This is a genomic window from Rhizobium mongolense subsp. loessense (assembly GCF_900099775.1).
In the GTDB taxonomy this organism is placed as follows: Bacteria; Pseudomonadota; Alphaproteobacteria; order Rhizobiales; family Rhizobiaceae; genus Rhizobium; species Rhizobium loessense.
Window position 1 is genome coordinate 121,558 of record NZ_FMTM01000006.1, and the last position, 15,973, is coordinate 137,530.

Below are 15,973 nucleotides of genomic sequence, written 5' to 3' on the forward strand. Positions count from 1 at the left end.
AACAGCAAAAATCAGGCCGGATCAAAAATCCGGCCTGATGACCTACAAAAGTTACTTGGCGGAAACCGCCTTGTCCGGGTTCGGGGGGAAGGCCGGGTCGGTCTTCTTGCCGCGAAGCAGGTCGAACGCATAATTCAACTGCACGTCGTCCTTGGGATCCGGGGGAACATAGGCAACGGAACCTGAGCCCTCATCGGTCTCGCTCTGGCCCTTGATATGACCGCGCAGGCTGGATTCGCCCTCGGTTGCCATCTTGTCTTTCAGATCGTCCGGCAGCGGCTCTTCGACCTTGATGTCCGGCGTAATGCCGGTGCCCTGAATCGAGCGGCCCGACGGCGTGTAGTAAAGCGCGGTCGTCAAGCGGAGTGCGCCGTTTTCGCCAAGCGGGATGATCGTCTGGACAGAGCCCTTGCCGAAGGACCTCGTGCCGAGAACAGTCGCGCGGCGTAGATCCTGCAGGGCACCGGCGACGATTTCCGAAGCGGAGGCCGAGCCGCCGTTGACGAGCACGATCACCGGCTTGCCATCCGTGAGATCGCCCGGGCCGGCATTGAAGCGGCGGGTCTCGTCCGGATTGCGGCCCCGGGTCGAGACCACTTCGCCACGCTGCAGCAGTGCGTCAGAAACTTTGATTGCCTGATCGAGCAGACCGCCGGGATTGAGACGCAGATCGAGCACATAACCCTTGAGCTTGTCGGCCGGAACCGCCGCCTTGATCTTGGCGATCGCCTTTTCGAGGTCCGGATAGGTCTTTTCGGTGAAGGAGATCACCCGGAGATAGCCGACATCATCCTCGACGCGAGACTTGACGGCCTGTACGGCGACGATGTCGCGAACGATCGTCAACTCGATCGGCTTATCCGCACCCTTGCGGATGAGTGTGAGCTTGATCGGGGTGTTGACGGCGCCGCGCATCTTTTCGACAGCTTCTTCGAGCTTCAATCCGCGGACGGACTGGCCGTCTATCTCGGAAATATAATCGCCGGCAAGAACGCCTGCCTTGGCCGCGGGCGTATCGTCAATCGGCGTGATGACCTTGACGAGTTCGTCTTCCATCGTGACTTCAATGCCGAGACCGCCGAATTCACCCTTCGTCTGGGTGCTCATGTCCTCGGCATCCTTGGCATTCATATAGCTCGAATGCGGATCGAGGGATGACAGCATGCCATTGATGGCATTTTCGATCAGTTTGTCTTCTGCCGGCGGTGTGACGTACTGGGCGCGGACGCGCTCGAAGACGTCCCCAAACACGGAGAGTTCCTTGTAGGTGGATGCCCCGGCCGCTTCGGCCGGCACTCCTGCCGCATAAATTACGCTCATGGCAGTCGCACCCATCAATGCGCCGACCAGAACAAGAGAAGCCCTACGAATCATTGCGTGCCTTTCCAGTGTCTTTGGCGGACCACCACGGTCGGGAATCGACCGGTTTTCCGTCCTTTCGAAATTCAATGTAAAGCGTTGGCCGGTTGGTTTCCAGCGCCAATGCTGTTGCGCTCGCGACTCTTTTTGCACCCATCACCGCAAGCGGTTCGCCTGCGAAAACGAATTTTCCTTGGCGCGTGCTGATTATGTCCATTCCAGAGAGGACCAAGTGATATCCGTCGCCTGCATCGAGGATGATCATCTGGCCGTAGCTGCGAAAGGCGCCGGCGAAAACCACCAGTCCATCCGCTGGCGCAGTCACCACCGTATCCGGATTGGTGGCTAGCGTCATTCCCATGGCCTCGTGTCCAGTGCCGTCGGCGTCGCCGAAGTGGCGCAGAGTATCGCCCGCCACGGGCAGCTCCAATTTCGCCTTCAATTCTCCGAACGGATATGCGGGCGCAATGCGGTTTTTATCGGGCACACCGCTATCGGCAAGTGCCCTGGCCTGTGCCCGCTGCTCGTCCGTGAGCAGCTTCCGGTTCTCTTCCTCTTGCCGGGCTGCTTCAGCGGCTTCGCGCACGGAGGCAATCTCGGATTCCATCGAAGCCACAAGTCCCTCGAGCGTCGTCGCTTTGCCTGCCAGTTCCTCAGAGCGTTTCTTTTCGGCTTCGAGATCGGCAGCGTTGCTACGGCTTAGCTTATCGTTTTCAGCAAGGAGCAGGTCCATGCGCCGCTCCTCTTCGATACCATTCGTCATGGTGGCGGTTAGATTTGCCTTCTCCAGCACGCTCGCAGCCTGCAAGGCCGCGAGGTTGGCGAGATCTGCGGCAAGCTTGTCGGTCTCCTTGCGCATGCCGGGCACGACAGCACCCAGCAGGATGGCGCTACGCACCGAGGCAAGCGCATCGTCCGGCGTGACAAGGAGAGCGGGCGGCGGATTGCGGCCCATGCGCTGAAGGGCGGCGAGCACTTCGGCAAGCAGCCCGCGCCGCCCATGAAGCGAGTGGCGGATGGCATCCTCCTTGATGCCAAGATCGGCAAGTTTCTTTTCGCTTTCGAGGATCTGTTTTTCGAGCGTCTTGCGCCGCGCGGCGGAATCGATCAGCGCCTGGCGGATGTTCGTGCTGCTTTTGTCCAGATCGGCGATGCTTTTTTGCAGCGCCGCCACTTTATCTGACGAAAGATTGATCGTTTTTGATATGGCCTCGAGTTGAGTGCGGGTCTCGTCGCGCTTTTTTTTAAGCTCGGCAGCCGGGTCCGGCAACGTCTGATCGGCCTGTTGAGATGTTCCGGCCACAGGCGCTGCGACTGGTGCATTCTGGGCGAACGCGCCCGCTCCACCAATATCGAACTGGACGAAAATGACTGTCGCGCCGAGGCCACCCGCGAATGCGGGCAGGATCAGTCGCTTTCGCTTGCGGGCAGTTCTCGTCATACGTGTTCAGGGGTAACTTTCAAATCGCGCGGAGACTATGCCGATTTGCCGTCATTTGCCAGAAAGATTGGCGAACAAGGCCACACTTGGCAAAACACGGCTGCGTGACTGATCAGACGCGGTGATAGGGGTGACCGGAAAGGATAGTGACGGCGCGGTAGAGCTGTTCGGCAATGAGCGTCCTCACCAACTGATGCGGCCAGGTCATCTTGCCGAGGCAGAGGGTCATGTCCGCACGGTCGTAAAGCGTAGGGTCAAGGCCGTCGGCACCGCCGATGGCAATCATCAGATCCCGCTTTCCCTGGTCGCGATAGTTGCCGAGGACCTTTGCAAAAGTTTCGCTGTCCAACGCCTTGCCGCGTTCGTCGAGGAGAATGAGAATGCTGCCTTCAGCCATCGCCTTTTGAAGCATGGCTGCTTCTTCGCGCTTGCGCGTTTCTGCATTGGCGGCGCGACTTTCAGCAACCTCGGCAACGCGGGAGAATTCGAGACCGATCGCAGGACCAGCCTTGGCAAAACGGTCGAAATAGCGGGCCGCAAGATCCTTCTCGGGGCCGGACTTCAGCCGTCCCACCGCAAAAAGACCAACCCGCATCCCATCCGCTCCTGTCATGCGCCCAGAAGGCACAATACCGGCTTTGGGCCGGGTTCTCATGTTTCCGGCCTGTTTACTGCCGCGCTCAGGCGCCGGACAAGCCGGCCCGCCTATCAGTGCCGCGTTTCTTCGTCCATATCCGGCGCTGCCCACATCTTTTCGATGTTGTAGAACTCGCGGATTTCGGGGCGGAAGACGTGCACGATGATATCGCCGGTGTCGATCAGGACCCAATCACCGCCGTCCTTGCCCTCAACGCGGGCTGCGCCAAAGCCCTCGTCTTTCAAGTCGGTGAGCAGATGATCCGCGATCGCCAGGACATGGCGGTTCGATCGGCCGGAGACGACGACCATATAGTCCCCCAACGCAGATTTCCCAGCAATGTCGATGGTGACGATATCTTCAGCTTTGGAGTCCTCAAGGCTTGTGAGGACAGCTTGCAGAGCGCGGGCGGCAGCATCGGCGCCACGTTCCAGGCTCTTCGGGACAACGGCGAGCGTTCTTCCCTTGGCGTGTACTGTTGTCAGTGCTTTTCCTTTCCTGCAATAACAGAACATGCGCATCACTGATTTGGGCGAACCAAATCATGGTTAAGATAGGCATCAAACCGTTAATCTTTCAAGACACGAGCCGGTTATCATTTCGCGAAGACTTAAATTCGCGTTCAAGATTTATGTCGTTACCGGCAGCAAGGCGGCTGTGTACAGCGCCAACGGCCAAGCGTAAAGTGGCTTCGAGTTTCCGTAACTGCAGAACCGAATGGACACTACCGCCAGAAATCAACTCGTTCCCATCCTACGCATCAGCTTTCCACACGAGGATCGCCTAGGCCGCGGCAAGATGGAACTCCTGGAGCGCATCCGCGAAACCGGCTCGATTTCGGCAGCCGGCAGGGCGATGGACATGTCCTATCGGCGCGCCTGGTTGCTCGTCAGCGACATGAACCGCATGTTCAACGCGCCGGTAGTCGAATCCCAGCGCGGCGGCCAGAAGGGTGGCGGCGCTGCGCTGACGCCATTTGGCGAGGAGTTGCTGTCCCGGTTTCGGCATATGGAGGATGCCATGCGAACTGCCCTTGCGGGTGATCTTGCCTGGCTGGAAGGCAACCGCAGTCAGGCCGAAGCGGCAAGAAAATAGTCAAGGCTGCAGGGCGACTGTCTTGATGACAGCGAAGACAGGCTTGTTGGGCACAAGATCGAGCCTCTCAACCGACAGTGCGGTGATGCGCGACAGGATGATATCGCCGCCGCAGTCGATCTGCACCTCGACCGTTCCGTCTTCCGCAGGCGATATCTGTCGGACGATGCCGTCAATAATATTCAATGCACTTAAACCTTCCGGCCTGACGGTCGCCAGCATGACATCGCGGGAAGGAATGTGGACGCGAACGCGCTTGCCCGACGGCACCGTAGCACCCGGCACATAAAGGCGGGACGCCTTCAATGCGAGCGTCGCAAGCCGATGTTTTTCATCGAAGCTTTCGATAGCGCCTTCCAGAAGGGCGCCTGCTTCGCGCCGGTCTTCGGCCGCCGAAGGCCGGCTCAGCACATCGGTCGCGCTGCCCGCGGCCTCAACCTTGCCATCGTGCATCACGACGACCTGATTGGCGAGGCGTGCCACTTCTAAAATCGAATGGCTGACATAGACGATCGGAATCTGTGTCTCGTCACGCAGCCGTTCGAGATAGGGCAGGATCTCGGCTTTGCGGGCCTCGTCAAGCGCTGCGAGCGGTTCGTCCATCAGCAAAAGACGCGGAGAGCAAAGCAGCGCACGGCCGATCGCCACCCGTTGCTTTTCTCCGCCTGAGAGGTTGGAAGGGCTCCGATCGAGCAGGCTTTCGATACCGAGCAGGTCGACGATGTGGTCAAAGTTTCCGGTTGGCGAAGCCTTCGGCGCGAACCAGCTTCCATAGGAGAGGTTCTTTCGAACGCTCAAGTGCGGGAAGAGCCTGCCATCCTGGAAGACATAGCCGAAACGGCGGCGATGGCGGGGAACGAAGATGCCTTTGCCCGTGTCGGTGAGTGGCGTACCGTCCAACAGAACCCGGCCTTCATCCGGTCGGACGAGGCCGGCAATGATGCGGATCATCGATGTCTTGCCCGAACCGGACCGGCCGAAGAGGGCTGTCACGCCGACCTCGGAGGTAAAGGCTGCATCAAGGGTGAAGGCACCGAGGCGGTGCCTGGTTTCGATGGTGAGCGTCATTCCGGGTCTATCCTTCGGCCCGCGAGATGCGCCATGAATTCAGACGCCAGCAGCGCTGACATGGAGATGACGATAGCAACCAGCGTAAGGCGCATAGCGCCGGCATCGCCGCCTGGGACCTGGGTGAATGTGTAGATGGCGGACGACAGCGTCTGCGTCTCACCCGGGATGTTCGACACGAAAGTGATGGTTGCGCCAAATTCGCCCATGGCCTTGGCAAAGGACAGGATCATCCCAACGATGATTCCAGGCGTCGTCAGCGGCAGCGTGACGGTCAGGAACACCCATAGCGGGCTCGCGCCAAGGGTGCCTGCCGCTTCCTCGATCCTGCGGTCGATCGCCTCGATCGAAAGCCGTATGCTTCGGACCATCAGCGGGAACCCCATGACCGCACAGGCGAGAGCTGCGCCTGTCCAACGGAAGGAAAAGACGATCCCGAAGTATTGATCCAGCAAGCTGCCGATCGGCCCCCTGCGTCCGAAAAGGATCAGAAGAATGAAGCCGGTGACGACCGGCGGAAGGATCAGCGGCAGATGAACGATGCCATTGACAACAGCCTTGCCATAGAAGCGGCCGCGGGCAAGAAGCAGCGCAACCGCAATGCCGAACGGCAAGCTCGCGAACATGGCGACAACGGAAACCCGCAGGCTGAGCAAGATCGCCGTCCACTCATCATTGCTCAGGCCAAAATCCAAGTTGGGTATCTCCGATAGATCGGTTCGAAGCTGAGGATAAAATCCCTATTCACTTCAGGATCGTAAAGCCCTGCGCAGTAAAGAAGGGGGCGGCGTTCTCCGACTTTAGAAACTTTAGATAGGAAACCGCGTCCGGGTTCTTGCTGGCGGCAAGCAGGGCGAGAGGGTAAATGATCGGCGGATGTGAATCGGCTGGAAACATGCCGACGATTGCGACGCCTTCATCTGCCGCCGCATCTGTCTGATAGACAATGCCATAAGGCGCTTCGCCGCGGGAGACGAGCGCAAGAGCAGCACGCACGCTTTGCGCACCTGCAATCTTTGGCTCCACCGATGTCCAGACGCCGAGCTTTTCGAGCGCGGCCTTGCCGTATTTGCCAGCGGGGACGGATGTCACTTCTCCCATGGCGAGCCTGCCATCACCAAGAAGACCGGAAAGATCGAAGCCCGGCTTGATATCGACCTGCTTTGCCTTATCGCTGGCAGTCACCAGCACCATGCGGTTGCCAAGGAAGTCTGCGCGGGTGTCTTCCCTGATCAGGCCTTTCTTGGCGACGTAGTCCATCCAGTCGAGATCGGCGGGGATGAAGATATCGGCTGGTGCGCCACTTTCGATCTGCTTGGCGAGTGCGGAGCTCGCTGCATAGGAAGCGACGGCCTCCTTGCCGCTTTCCTTTCCCCAGGCTGCATTTGCGGCATCAAGCGCATTCTTGAGGCTCGCCGCCGCAAAAACGGTAATTCTATCTGTGGCGCCTGCTGGCTGCGGCAGCAGCCCGGCAGCGCCAATCCAGGCCATGGAAAACATTCCGACTACGCGTTTCATCCATTGCCGGCGATTATACATATCTTCAATTCTCCTTCGAAATATTCAGAGGAATATATCGATATCAATCAAATTGGCTAGGGATATGTTTCGAGGAATATATCGTCGTCCAAATTGTTCGAAATCGGCCAGACGGACGACAGGCTTGCCGCAGTATAGCCGGTACCTTGAGATGGCCGACGGTTGGGGCGTGTGTGGTCGATGCGAACCTGGTCAACAGGGGTGACGGTACCCAACTGGAGGCAGGTGAAATCAAGGACAGGGTTGGTGAAATTCGCTTCCTTGGCATCGACGGAGGACATATGCCGCCGCATGTGGTAGCCGAAAGCCGGCTCCCAAGGGAATTGACCCGCCAAGCACGGGGCAATCGAAATGCGTCACATCCTCATTGGACAAGCCGGACGGCACCGAGATTATTGATCTCGTTGTTCGCCAGTTCCGACTTGCAATCGAGCTTGAAAGTGCTGTTGCCGGTCATGGTAATTTTCTGGGCGATGATTCGGACGCAGTCGCCAGACGTCGTACCATTGCCGGAATACTCGACTTCTTCAGCTGCAGGCATGTAGATGATGCCGCTGATGTTCGAGTTGCTGTTGCCATTGATCACTGCGGATGCAGTGTTATCGCGGTCGGCGACGATAACGAAACCCGCCCATGGCCCCGATGTCGGGGCAGTGACGTTAACGGTCGAACCGCCATGAATGTCGATTTCAGCGCCGTTGAGCAGAAAGAATGTGATCCCTTCGCCGGTGATGACCGACTGGCTCCCGAAACTCAGCTTGCCCCCGTCGATGATATAGTCGCCGGGTTGCAGCTTCACAGCGCCCTTGATTTGGAGACCCTTGTACGTCCCGGGCTCCAGTTCGCCGGGGCCCCTGTTCTTGGCCAACGCCCCTGTTTTCGGCATCGTTTTTTGTCTGAACGGGTCAAGGGCCGCTGCCGTTCCCTCGTACGGCTTGTCGCATTCGAGATCGATTTTGGACGGCGAGGCCGAGACTTTACCTGGCGTATAAAGACATTCCGTCTTCAGGCTACCTGATCCACCGATATAGATGGCTTCGTTGCTGCGCGAGTTTGCGGTGATCGCACACTTCGACGTGTCGACCTTCGAACTACCGGTGACCTCGAAGGCGCGATCTGCCGTCGGGCTGAGCGCGAGAATGCAGGCTTCGTTGCCCGCTTGGTAAGCGGTGCTGCTGCGGCGGGAGATAGGGAATGATAATCGAGTCAGGAATACCGGGTGATAGTTGACTGCATAGTCAGCTGTCGCCATTACCTGCTGTCCCGCCAGGGAATAGGCGATATGCAAAGATGGAGGTTCCGCTGCCGGGCTGATTGCATCCTTGCCCTGAGAGACGGCACCCGCCTCTTGATAATTGCCGAAGAACATTTCGTTCGCCAATTGCGTTGCTTCCGCCTCGCTATAGCCCTCGCCGTAAAGGCGCACCGCCGCAAGCGTGGCGCTGTCCAGCGCCTCCTGCAACTTGTCGGCCTCGAAACTGGCATTAACGAAGTCGATCGCGACGGAGCCCGCCCCCAGCAAGGGGACGATTGCAACCGCAGTCAGGATTCCAAAGTTGCCGACCTCGTCACGAATAAATCGATCGACATGCCGTTTGAGAACTTCACGCATTAGTACGCCCCAGTTCCGAGTAGCCAAGCCGACACATTAGATGTTAGCAATATACGATTGATTGCCACGTTCATTCGAATTGTACGTATTCCAAAGAATACAAGTCCTACCCGTATATGCCGAGACGCCGTTTTTACGCATCCTGGAACAGTTGGACCTATCCAGCGCAAGTGCTCATGCGCAGGTCATCATTTTGTTCGGCAAGTAGCAGCCACGCGGAAAACGCGGGGCACATTGCCCCGAGCTTCGAGGGCCAAGGTGGCCGAGGTCGATCAGATACCAAGGCGGAGACGGCTGGTAAGCTGCTCGGGAGTCCGGACCCAATTGCTCCAGCATCGGAGGCCGCGTCGGGCCAAATGCTGCCCTGCCGTGATCTTGTTTGCCACTTATGTCCGAACATATGTGGACCAGTCGGCAACCGCTACGGCGTGACGCGGCGAATCCGGCCTGATCCTAACTTCGTTGGTTTTGTGGCCTCTCCGGCTTGAGGACCGCTCCGCCCTCTCTTCTGGAACTAGAATTCCGCTCACGGGGATACCCTTTGAGAGGGTCACTGACTGTGCGACGCCTTAGGCCATCTTCCCAATGCCGCAAAAAGCGGCAATGTTGCAATATTGATTCGAGGAGCCCTGCGCACATCGCATTGCTGCAATGCAATATACGATATTCCAGTTTTCCGAAGTTATGATAAAACATACTTATCGAAACGGCGATCTCCTCCTCCCAAAGCCGTTAGATATGGGTCGGCAGCACTCCTCCTCCCAGCTGTCGATCAAGTTTATAAAGCCCGACGGATCCTCCCCCGTCGGGCTTTTCATTTGTCAGCCTTCCTGAAATTGCCGCTACTCAGCCGCTTTGCGAATAGCGGTCGAGCTCAACGCAGAGCGCGGGCCATGAATAAAGGTCCAGGCAGGCGCAGATTTTTTCCAGAGCACGCGGGCATCGTCCTCGTCGATACGGGCGAAATCGAAGGTTTTTGCCATTTTCGACGAGAGATAGGAAAGCGTCGCGCCGGGACGATCGATGACGGCGATCGGAAAGGTGCGCGCGATCTCTTGCCACTTTTGCCATTTGTGGAAGGTTTGCAGGCTGTCGGCACCCATGATCCAGATGAAATGGATGTTCGGATTGCGCGCCTTTACCCTGGCGAGTGTGTTTGCCGTGTAACTGACGCCGAATGTTTGTTCGAACGCAGTCACCTTGATATGCGGATCGGTTGTGATCGCTTCGCTGAGTGCGATCCGCTCGGCAAGCGGCGCAAGATGGTTGCGATTCTTCAGCGGATTGCCAGGTGTCACCATCCACCAAAGTTGGTCGAGGGCGAGGCGCCGTATGGCGATCTCCGCAACCAGTGCGTGCCCCTGGTGCGGTGGATTAAACGATCCGCCGAAAAGACCGACGACCATGCCGCGTTCGGTGTGCGGCATGCGAAGGTAGCGACGGTCTATTTCGGCTGTCGTCACGTCAGGGCCGCGTTTGTCCGGTGCCGCGCACGCGGTATTTGAAGGAGGTAAGCTGCTCGACACCTACAGGACCGCGGGCATGCATCTTGCCCGTCGCAATGCCGATTTCCGCACCCATGCCAAACTCGCCGCCGTCGGCGAATTGCGTGGAAGCGTTGTGCAGCAAAATGGCCGAATCGATCTCGGTGAAGAATCGCTCGACGACGACCGGATCTTCCGCGATCACGGCTTCCGTATGGTTCGACGAATACTTTTGGATATGTGCGATCGCGCCGGAAATGCCGTCCACGACGGCAACGGAAATGACTGCATCGAGATATTCGGTCGACCAATCCTCCTCGGTCGCCGGCTTAATGCCCGGGGCAACCTTCAACACCGTGGCGGATGCGCGGATCTCACAGCCTGCCTCGGCCAGCGCTTCGAGAAGCGGTGTCAGATGCGTGCCGATTGCAGCGCCGTCGACAAGCAGGGTTTCCACGGCCCCGCAGATGCCTGTGCGGCGCATCTTGGCGTTGACGATGATCCTCGTTGCCATTTCGATATCGGCAGACTTGTCTACATAGATGTGGCAAAGGCCTTCGAGGTGGGCAAATACTGGCACGCGAGCTTCGTTCTGCACGCGCGCGACGAGGCTCTTGCCGCCGCGCGGCACGATGACGTCGATTGCACCTTCCAAGCCCCGCAGCATGGCGCCCACGGCGGCACGGTCCGAAACCGGAACGAGCTGTATGGCATGCTCTGGAAGATCGGCTGTCTTCAACCCTTCAACGAGGCAGGCATGGATTGCCTGCGACGAACGGCGCGAATCCGAACCGCATCGCAGGATCACAGCATTGCCTGCCTTCAGGCAAAGCGCACCGGCATCTGCCGTCACATTCGGCCGGCTTTCGAAGATGACGCCGATGACGCCGAGAGGTGTGCGCACCCGCTCGATCTTCAGTCCGTTCGGCCGGTCCCAGGCGGCAATCACTTCGCCGACCGGGTCCTTCAGAGCGGCAATGGCGCGGATGCCTTCGGCCATTTCGGTGATGCGCTGGTCGTTCAGTGTCAGGCGGTCGATGAAGGAGGCAAGCATATCGGTGCCAGCGACATCCTTCAGATCCTTGGCGTTTTCGGCAAGGATGTGCTCCTTGCTTGCGAGGATCGCGTCGGCCATTGCATACAGCGCCTTGTTCTTGGCCTCGGTGGACGCAAAGCCTAACGGTCGTGCCGCTGCCTTGGCCTTGCGGCCGATGTCGTTCATCAGCGCATCAATGTCAGGGCCTTGCACAACGGTCTCAAGCATGGGCCGTGTCCTTCTTCTGTCTTTCCGATTTCGAATTTACCTGGGACGTCATCACCATATCGTCGCGATGGATCATGGCGGTACGGCCGGGATAACCGAGGATCGCTTCTATCTCCGCCGATTTGCGGCCAACGATCTGGCGGGCGTCTTCTGCATCGTAGCTGACGAGGCCGCGAGCGATCTCGCGCCCAGAAGGGCCGATGATTGCCACGGTGTCCCCCCGGCTAAAAACCCCGGTCACCTTGCGAACGCCGGCGGGAAGCAGGCTCTTGCCCGCACCCAGCGCCGTCACGGCGCCGTCGTCGACATGCAGTTCTCCGGCTGGCTGCAACTGACCTGCGATCCAGGTCTTGCGCGCGGTCACGGGAGTGCCGGAGGGTGCAAACCAGGAGGAACGTGCGCCATTTGAAATCGCCGCTAGCGGGCTATCCGTTTTGCCGGAAGCGATGATCATTGCGCAGCCCGACGTCGTCGCGATCTTGCCGGCGTCGATCTTTGTGCGCATGCCGCCGCGCGAAAGCTCGGAAGCGGCGCCGCCTGCCATCGCTTCGATCTCCGGGGTAATCTCGGCGATCGTCTCGAGGAACTCCGCCTTCGGATCGAGGTGCGGCGGCGCCGTATAAAGCCCATCGATATCGGATAGAAGGATCAGCAGGTCGGCGCCTGTCATCGTTGCGACACGGGCCGCGAGGCGATCATTGTCACCGTATCGGATTTCGCTGGTCGCGACGGTGTCGTTCTCATTGATGATCGGAACGGCGCCGATCTTCAGCAACTGGTTGATCGTGGCGCGAGCGTTTAAATAGCGGCGGCGTTCTTCAGTATCGCCGAGCGTCAGCAGGATCTGGCCCGCCACGATCTCATCGCGCGAAAGGCTTTCTGACCAGGCACGCGCAAGCGAAATCTGGCCGACGGCTGCGGCCGCCTGGCTTTCTTCCAGTTTCAGCGCACCAGAAGGCAGATCGAGCACCGAGCGGCCGAGCGCGATTGCGCCTGAGGAGACGACAAGCACATCCGCGCCCTTTGCTTTCAAACCGGCGATGTCGGCGCACATTGCATCGAGCCATGCCTTCTTGAGCCCGGTCTTGCGGTCAACAAGGAGTGCTGAGCCGATCTTGATGACGATGCGGCGGTAGCGATCGAGCGGCTTACGCGTCGTCATCCGTTCTGTCCTCGTCGGCCGCGATCATGTCGCGATGCCGCAGCTTCGGCGCTTTGGCCGGCTTCTCGCCGCCTGCATTCGCTTCGACAATGATGTCGCGCAAGGCTCGCAGAACCTCGGTCATGCCCTTGCCGGTTGCGGCCGAAATTTGGAACGGCGTCTTGCCGCACGCCTTGGCAAGTTCCTTCGTCTTCTTCTTCAGCGTCGCCTCGTCGAGCACGTCGATTTGTGAGAGCGCAACGATCTCGGCTTTGTCGGTCAGTTCGTTACCATAGGCCTCAAGCTCGTTCTTCACAGTCGTATAGGCTTTGCCGACCTTTTCCTCCTGCGCCGAGACTAGATGCAGGAGCACGCGGGTACGCTCGACATGACCGAGGAACCGGTCGCCGATGCCAATGCCCTCGTGCGCACCTTCGATCAGTCCCGGGATGTCGGCGAGAATGAACTCCTGTCCGTCGATCGTTGCCACGCCAAGGTTCGGATGCAGGGTCGTGAAAGGATAATTGGCAATCTTCGGCCGCGCGCGGGTGACTGCCGCCAGGAAAGTTGACTTTCCGGCATTGGGCAGACCGACGAGGCCGGCGTCCGCAATCAGCTTCAGATGCAGCCAGATCGTCTTTTCCTCGCCAGGCAGGCCGGGATTTGCCCAATCCGGTGCCTGATTGACCGAGGACTTGAAATGCGCATTCCCAAAGCCGCCGTTTCCGCCGGCGGCAAGCCGGAAACGCTGTCCTTCTTCCGTCAGGTCGCAGATCAGCGTTTCCTGGTCTTCCTCGAGCACCTGTGTTCCGACCGGGACCTTGAGCGTCACATCGTCGCCATTGGCACCGGTGCGGTTTTTGCCCATGCCATGCATGCCGATCTTGGCCTTGAAATGCTGCTGGTAGCGGAAGTCGATCAGCGTATTGAGGCCGTTGACGGCTTCAACCCAGACATCGCCGCCGCGTCCGCCGTCGCCTCCGTCCGGTCCGCCGAACTCGATAAATTTCTCGCGCCGGAACGAGACGCTGCCTGCGCCGCCGTCACCGGACCGGATATAGACCTTTGCTTCGTCGAGAAATTTCATTTTACTTCCATCATCGGTGGCTTTTTGCGCGCCCCATCCTGCCGCTTTCGATATAGGCGGTTCAAGCTAAGGTCAAAGATTATCGTGAAGTTTGCGAGCTATAACATACAGTACGGCTTCGGTCTTGATGGGATTTATGATCTCGGCCGTATTGCGGAGACACTCGATGGCGCAGATATCATCGCGCTTCAGGAGGTGACCAGAGGCTTCTCGCGAAACGATTTTTCCGACATGCCGGCTGATCTTGCGGCCTTCTTTCCCAACCATTTCTGGGTCTATGGCCCGGCCTGCGATCTGCATGTCGACGCCGGTGAAGAGGGTTTTCCGCCGCGCGGCACGCGCTTCCAGTTCGGCAACATGATCCTTTCGCGTTGGCCCATCCTGTCGGCGCGCACCCTGCTTTTGCCGCGCAGCCGCACAGTTTCGAAAATCAATTTGCAGCGTGGGGCGACCGAGGCCGTCATTCATACGCCGGAAGGGGCGCTTCGCGTCTATTCCGTTCATCTCGATCATGTTTCGCCCGACGAGCGCATCCGCCAGCTCGCCTACTTGAACGAGCGCATCAATGCGTTTCCGTTCGAGGGCGGTTGCCTGTCGGGTGCCTGCGAATTCGAGATCACGGATCTGCCGCTTCCGGAAGACTACGTCATCTTGGGCGACTTCAACATGGTGCCGGAATCGCCGGAATATTGCTCGTTTGCCGGGACGAAGGACGGATATTACGGCCGCGTGCCGCGCATCGGAACACCTGTCGATGCGCTGGCCGCGCTCGAAGGCTATGCGCCCGCAAGCTATAGCTGGATGGACCCGAAGAACCACGGAAAACGCATGCATCTCGATTACTGCTTTGTCAGTTGCGGACTGCATGGCCGCCTGAAATCTGCTCATGTGGATACAGCTTCGGTAGGCTCCGACCATTTCCCTGTCTGGGTCGAGATCGGCGGATAGGAAAACACCGCAGCGGCGGCTGCGGTGTTCTTGTCTGGTCAGGCAGCCTTCGTGATCTGCAGAGCGCCGGGCTGAAGCACGGTTTCGACGTGCGATACCATGGTGTTGCGGGCGAAGCTGTAGATCTCCGCACATCCCGTCATCCGGAAACCAAGCTTTTCCTGCAATCTCAGCGAGGCTGGATTGTCCGCGAACACGCCCGAATGAACGGCGCTTTCCGGCATCCGCCGGGAGAAGCGCTCCAGCACGGCTGCGACAGCCTCGCTCATATAGCCGCGCCGCCAAAAGTAGCGGTTCAGCCAGTAGCCAAGGTGCCAGCGGCCGTGGCGGAGCTCGACGGAGACGACGCCGATATGCGTGTCGTCGCCATCGGTGACCGCCAAGTGCCAATCCGGCAGACTACCGGACGTCACGGGAACCAGCCAATCAAGCGCGTCCTGCCTGTCATAGGGCGCGGGCACGCGGGCAAGCATGCGGGTGACTGCGAAGTCGGACAGCGATTCGGCAATCGCATTCGCATCGGCCAACCTGTGCGGGCGGAGCGTCAGCCGGGGCGTGGTGACGACCGGCACGGGGCCGGGCGTCACTTGCTCGCTCTTGGGTCGCTGCAAGATGGCGGCGCTCATCACAAGCTCCCCCAACTTCTCAGCGACATCCAGGTCTTCCGGTCGAGCCGGTACCATTCCACGGGCACGTTGCTGCCGAGTGCCAGAGATGCGGCAAGGCCTGAGCCCTGGAACTGGAAGCCGCACTTCTGGATGACCCGCCGCGACGCGATGTTCATCACCCGGCAACGGGCATCGATCTGATCGACGTTTTCGCGCGTGCGAAAGACCATATCCACCAGAGCGTGGCACGCTTCGGTCGTATAGCCCTGGTTCCAGTAGGGTTCACCGAGCCAATAGCCGATTTCGACGGTACGCCCGTCTGCATGCGGCTCAACTCCGCAGCACCCCATGAAGGCGCCGTTTTCAGCTTTGGTGATGGCATAGACGCACTTACCAATCTCGCCGTTCTTCGTCCGACGCACGAAGTCGGCTGCATCATTGGCGGTATATGGGTGCGGCATACGCGATACCATTGTGGCGACTTTGGCGTTGTTGGCGAGATGGGAAAGGGCGTCAATGTCTTCCTCGTGGGGCGCGCGCATGACGAGCCTTTCCGATAACAAGACAGGGCAATCGGTCCTTAACCGCTCCGGCCTCAGCCGCTCTTGGGGTGACCGTGATTGGTCAACCCTTATCAGTTCGCCTTGCATGTTCAGTCCTCCTTATGGACAAAGAAAAAGGGGAGATGGC

Annotated in this window: 17 protein-coding genes; 2 read left to right on the forward strand and 15 right to left on the reverse strand. The window is 59.1% G+C overall.

What is annotated here, in order from left to right:
• Positions 1-51: 51 nt before the first annotated feature.
• From BLP23_RS19940 to rsfS, 4 genes are all read right to left on the reverse strand, one after another.
• Positions 52-1,374, reverse strand: coding sequence for a S41 family peptidase (locus BLP23_RS19940; protein WP_092586584.1), 1,323 nt, complete (start codon positions 1,372-1,374; stop codon positions 52-54).
• Positions 1,364-2,770 (reverse strand): murein hydrolase activator EnvC family protein, encoded by a 1,407-nt coding sequence (locus BLP23_RS19945; protein WP_092586766.1) that lies wholly within the window; start codon positions 2,768-2,770, stop codon positions 1,364-1,366. Before BLP23_RS19945 ends, BLP23_RS19940 begins: the two co-directional genes overlap by 11 nt.
• Before the next feature lie 142 nt (positions 2,771-2,912).
• Positions 2,913-3,395: a 23S rRNA (pseudouridine(1915)-N(3))-methyltransferase RlmH gene (gene rlmH / locus BLP23_RS19950; protein WP_092586585.1), complete on the reverse strand. Its 483-nt coding sequence runs from the start codon at positions 3,393-3,395 to the stop codon at positions 2,913-2,915.
• A gap of 113 nt (positions 3,396-3,508) precedes the next feature.
• A complete protein-coding gene (rsfS, locus tag BLP23_RS19955) occupies positions 3,509-3,952 on the reverse strand; it encodes a ribosome silencing factor (RefSeq protein ID WP_028740009.1) in 444 nt (147 codons plus the stop codon).
• Between the two features lie 202 nt (positions 3,953-4,154).
• On the opposite strand from rsfS, the gene BLP23_RS19960 reads away from it, so the two are divergent.
• Positions 4,155-4,532: a winged helix-turn-helix domain-containing protein gene (locus BLP23_RS19960; RefSeq protein WP_092586586.1), complete on the forward strand. Its 378-nt coding sequence runs from the start codon at positions 4,155-4,157 to the stop codon at positions 4,530-4,532.
• Here BLP23_RS19960 and modC read toward each other — a convergent pair whose 3' ends face one another.
• From modC to obgE, 9 genes are all read right to left on the reverse strand, one after another.
• Entirely contained in the window at positions 4,533-5,600 is a 1,068-nt protein-coding gene (modC, locus tag BLP23_RS19965) for a molybdenum ABC transporter ATP-binding protein (RefSeq protein WP_092586587.1), read from the reverse strand.
• Positions 5,597-6,295 carry a molybdate ABC transporter permease subunit gene (gene modB / locus BLP23_RS19970; protein WP_092586588.1) on the reverse strand — a complete coding sequence of 233 codons (699 nt, stop codon included), beginning with the start codon at positions 6,293-6,295 and terminating at the stop codon, positions 5,597-5,599. Before modB ends, modC begins: the two co-directional genes overlap by 4 nt.
• A gap of 49 nt (positions 6,296-6,344) precedes the next feature.
• Positions 6,345-7,139 carry a molybdate ABC transporter substrate-binding protein gene (gene modA, locus BLP23_RS19975; RefSeq protein WP_092586589.1) on the reverse strand — a complete coding sequence of 265 codons (795 nt, stop codon included), beginning with the start codon at positions 7,137-7,139 and terminating at the stop codon, positions 6,345-6,347.
• A gap of 56 nt (positions 7,140-7,195) precedes the next feature.
• Positions 7,196-7,420, reverse strand: coding sequence for a hypothetical protein (locus BLP23_RS19980; protein ID WP_092586590.1), 225 nt, complete (start codon positions 7,418-7,420; stop codon positions 7,196-7,198).
• Between the two features lie 83 nt (positions 7,421-7,503).
• Positions 7,504-8,751, reverse strand: coding sequence for a TadE/TadG family type IV pilus assembly protein (locus BLP23_RS19985; protein ID WP_092586591.1), 1,248 nt, complete (start codon positions 8,749-8,751; stop codon positions 7,504-7,506).
• An 842-nt stretch (positions 8,752-9,593) separates the two neighbouring features.
• On the reverse strand, positions 9,594-10,178 hold the full coding sequence (locus tag BLP23_RS19990; protein ID WP_208603181.1) for a nicotinate-nucleotide adenylyltransferase: 585 nt from the start codon (positions 10,176-10,178) through the stop codon (positions 9,594-9,596).
• Positions 10,179-10,215: 37 nt separating this feature from the next.
• Positions 10,216-11,499: a glutamate-5-semialdehyde dehydrogenase gene (locus tag BLP23_RS19995; RefSeq protein WP_092586593.1), complete on the reverse strand. Its 1,284-nt coding sequence runs from the start codon at positions 11,497-11,499 to the stop codon at positions 10,216-10,218.
• A complete protein-coding gene (proB, locus tag BLP23_RS20000; protein WP_092586594.1) occupies positions 11,492-12,661 on the reverse strand; it encodes a glutamate 5-kinase in 1,170 nt (389 codons plus the stop codon). The genes BLP23_RS19995 and proB overlap by 8 nt, the downstream gene beginning before the upstream one ends.
• Positions 12,648-13,727 (reverse strand): GTPase ObgE, encoded by a 1,080-nt coding sequence (gene obgE, locus BLP23_RS20005; protein WP_092586595.1) that lies wholly within the window; start codon positions 13,725-13,727, stop codon positions 12,648-12,650. Before obgE ends, proB begins: the two co-directional genes overlap by 14 nt.
• Before the next feature lie 84 nt (positions 13,728-13,811).
• Between obgE and BLP23_RS20010 the strand changes: the two genes are divergently transcribed.
• Positions 13,812-14,675: an endonuclease/exonuclease/phosphatase family protein gene (locus BLP23_RS20010; RefSeq protein WP_092586596.1), complete on the forward strand. Its 864-nt coding sequence runs from the start codon at positions 13,812-13,814 to the stop codon at positions 14,673-14,675.
• A 38-nt stretch (positions 14,676-14,713) separates the two neighbouring features.
• Here the strand turns inward: BLP23_RS20010 and BLP23_RS20015 are convergent, their stop codons facing one another.
• A complete protein-coding gene (locus BLP23_RS20015; RefSeq protein ID WP_092586597.1) occupies positions 14,714-15,301 on the reverse strand; it encodes a GNAT family N-acetyltransferase in 588 nt (195 codons plus the stop codon).
• The gene (locus BLP23_RS20020) at positions 15,301-15,933 is read right to left on the reverse strand and encodes a GNAT family N-acetyltransferase (RefSeq protein ID WP_028740006.1); all 633 of its coding nucleotides are present in this window, start codon (positions 15,931-15,933) and stop codon (positions 15,301-15,303) included. Before BLP23_RS20020 ends, BLP23_RS20015 begins: the two co-directional genes overlap by 1 nt.
• Positions 15,934-15,973: the final 40 nt, after the last annotated feature.

What these genes read in the sequence shown, in the direction of transcription:
- BLP23_RS19940 (WP_092586584.1), bottom strand. Translation starts at nt 1,374, where the DNA reads ATGATTCGTAGGGCTTCTCTTGTTCTGGTCGGCGCATTGATGGGTGCG.
- rlmH (WP_092586585.1), bottom strand. Translation starts at nt 3,395, where the DNA reads ATGCGGGTTGGTCTTTTTGCGGTGGGACGGCTGAAGTCCGGCCCCGAG.
- rsfS (WP_028740009.1), bottom strand. Translation starts at nt 3,952, where the DNA reads ATGTTCTGTTATTGCAGGAAAGGAAAAGCACTGACAACAGTACACGCC.
- BLP23_RS19960 (WP_092586586.1), top strand. Translation starts at nt 4,155, where the DNA reads ATGGACACTACCGCCAGAAATCAACTCGTTCCCATCCTACGCATCAGC.
- modC (WP_092586587.1), bottom strand. Translation starts at nt 5,600, where the DNA reads ATGACGCTCACCATCGAAACCAGGCACCGCCTCGGTGCCTTCACCCTT.
- modA (WP_092586589.1), bottom strand. Translation starts at nt 7,139, where the DNA reads ATGTATAATCGCCGGCAATGGATGAAACGCGTAGTCGGAATGTTTTCC.
- BLP23_RS19980 (WP_092586590.1), bottom strand. Translation starts at nt 7,420, where the DNA reads ATGTCCTCCGTCGATGCCAAGGAAGCGAATTTCACCAACCCTGTCCTT.
- BLP23_RS19985 (WP_092586591.1), bottom strand. Translation starts at nt 8,751, where the DNA reads ATGCGTGAAGTTCTCAAACGGCATGTCGATCGATTTATTCGTGACGAG.
- BLP23_RS19990 (WP_208603181.1), bottom strand. Translation starts at nt 10,178, where the DNA reads ATGCCGCACACCGAACGCGGCATGGTCGTCGGTCTTTTCGGCGGATCG.
- BLP23_RS19995 (WP_092586593.1), bottom strand. Translation starts at nt 11,499, where the DNA reads ATGCTTGAGACCGTTGTGCAAGGCCCTGACATTGATGCGCTGATGAAC.
- proB (WP_092586594.1), bottom strand. Translation starts at nt 12,661, where the DNA reads ATGACGACGCGTAAGCCGCTCGATCGCTACCGCCGCATCGTCATCAAG.
- obgE (WP_092586595.1), bottom strand. Translation starts at nt 13,727, where the DNA reads ATGAAATTTCTCGACGAAGCAAAGGTCTATATCCGGTCCGGTGACGGC.
- BLP23_RS20015 (WP_092586597.1), bottom strand. Translation starts at nt 15,301, where the DNA reads ATGAGCGCCGCCATCTTGCAGCGACCCAAGAGCGAGCAAGTGACGCCC.
- BLP23_RS20020 (WP_028740006.1), bottom strand. Translation starts at nt 15,933, where the DNA reads ATGCAAGGCGAACTGATAAGGGTTGACCAATCACGGTCACCCCAAGAG.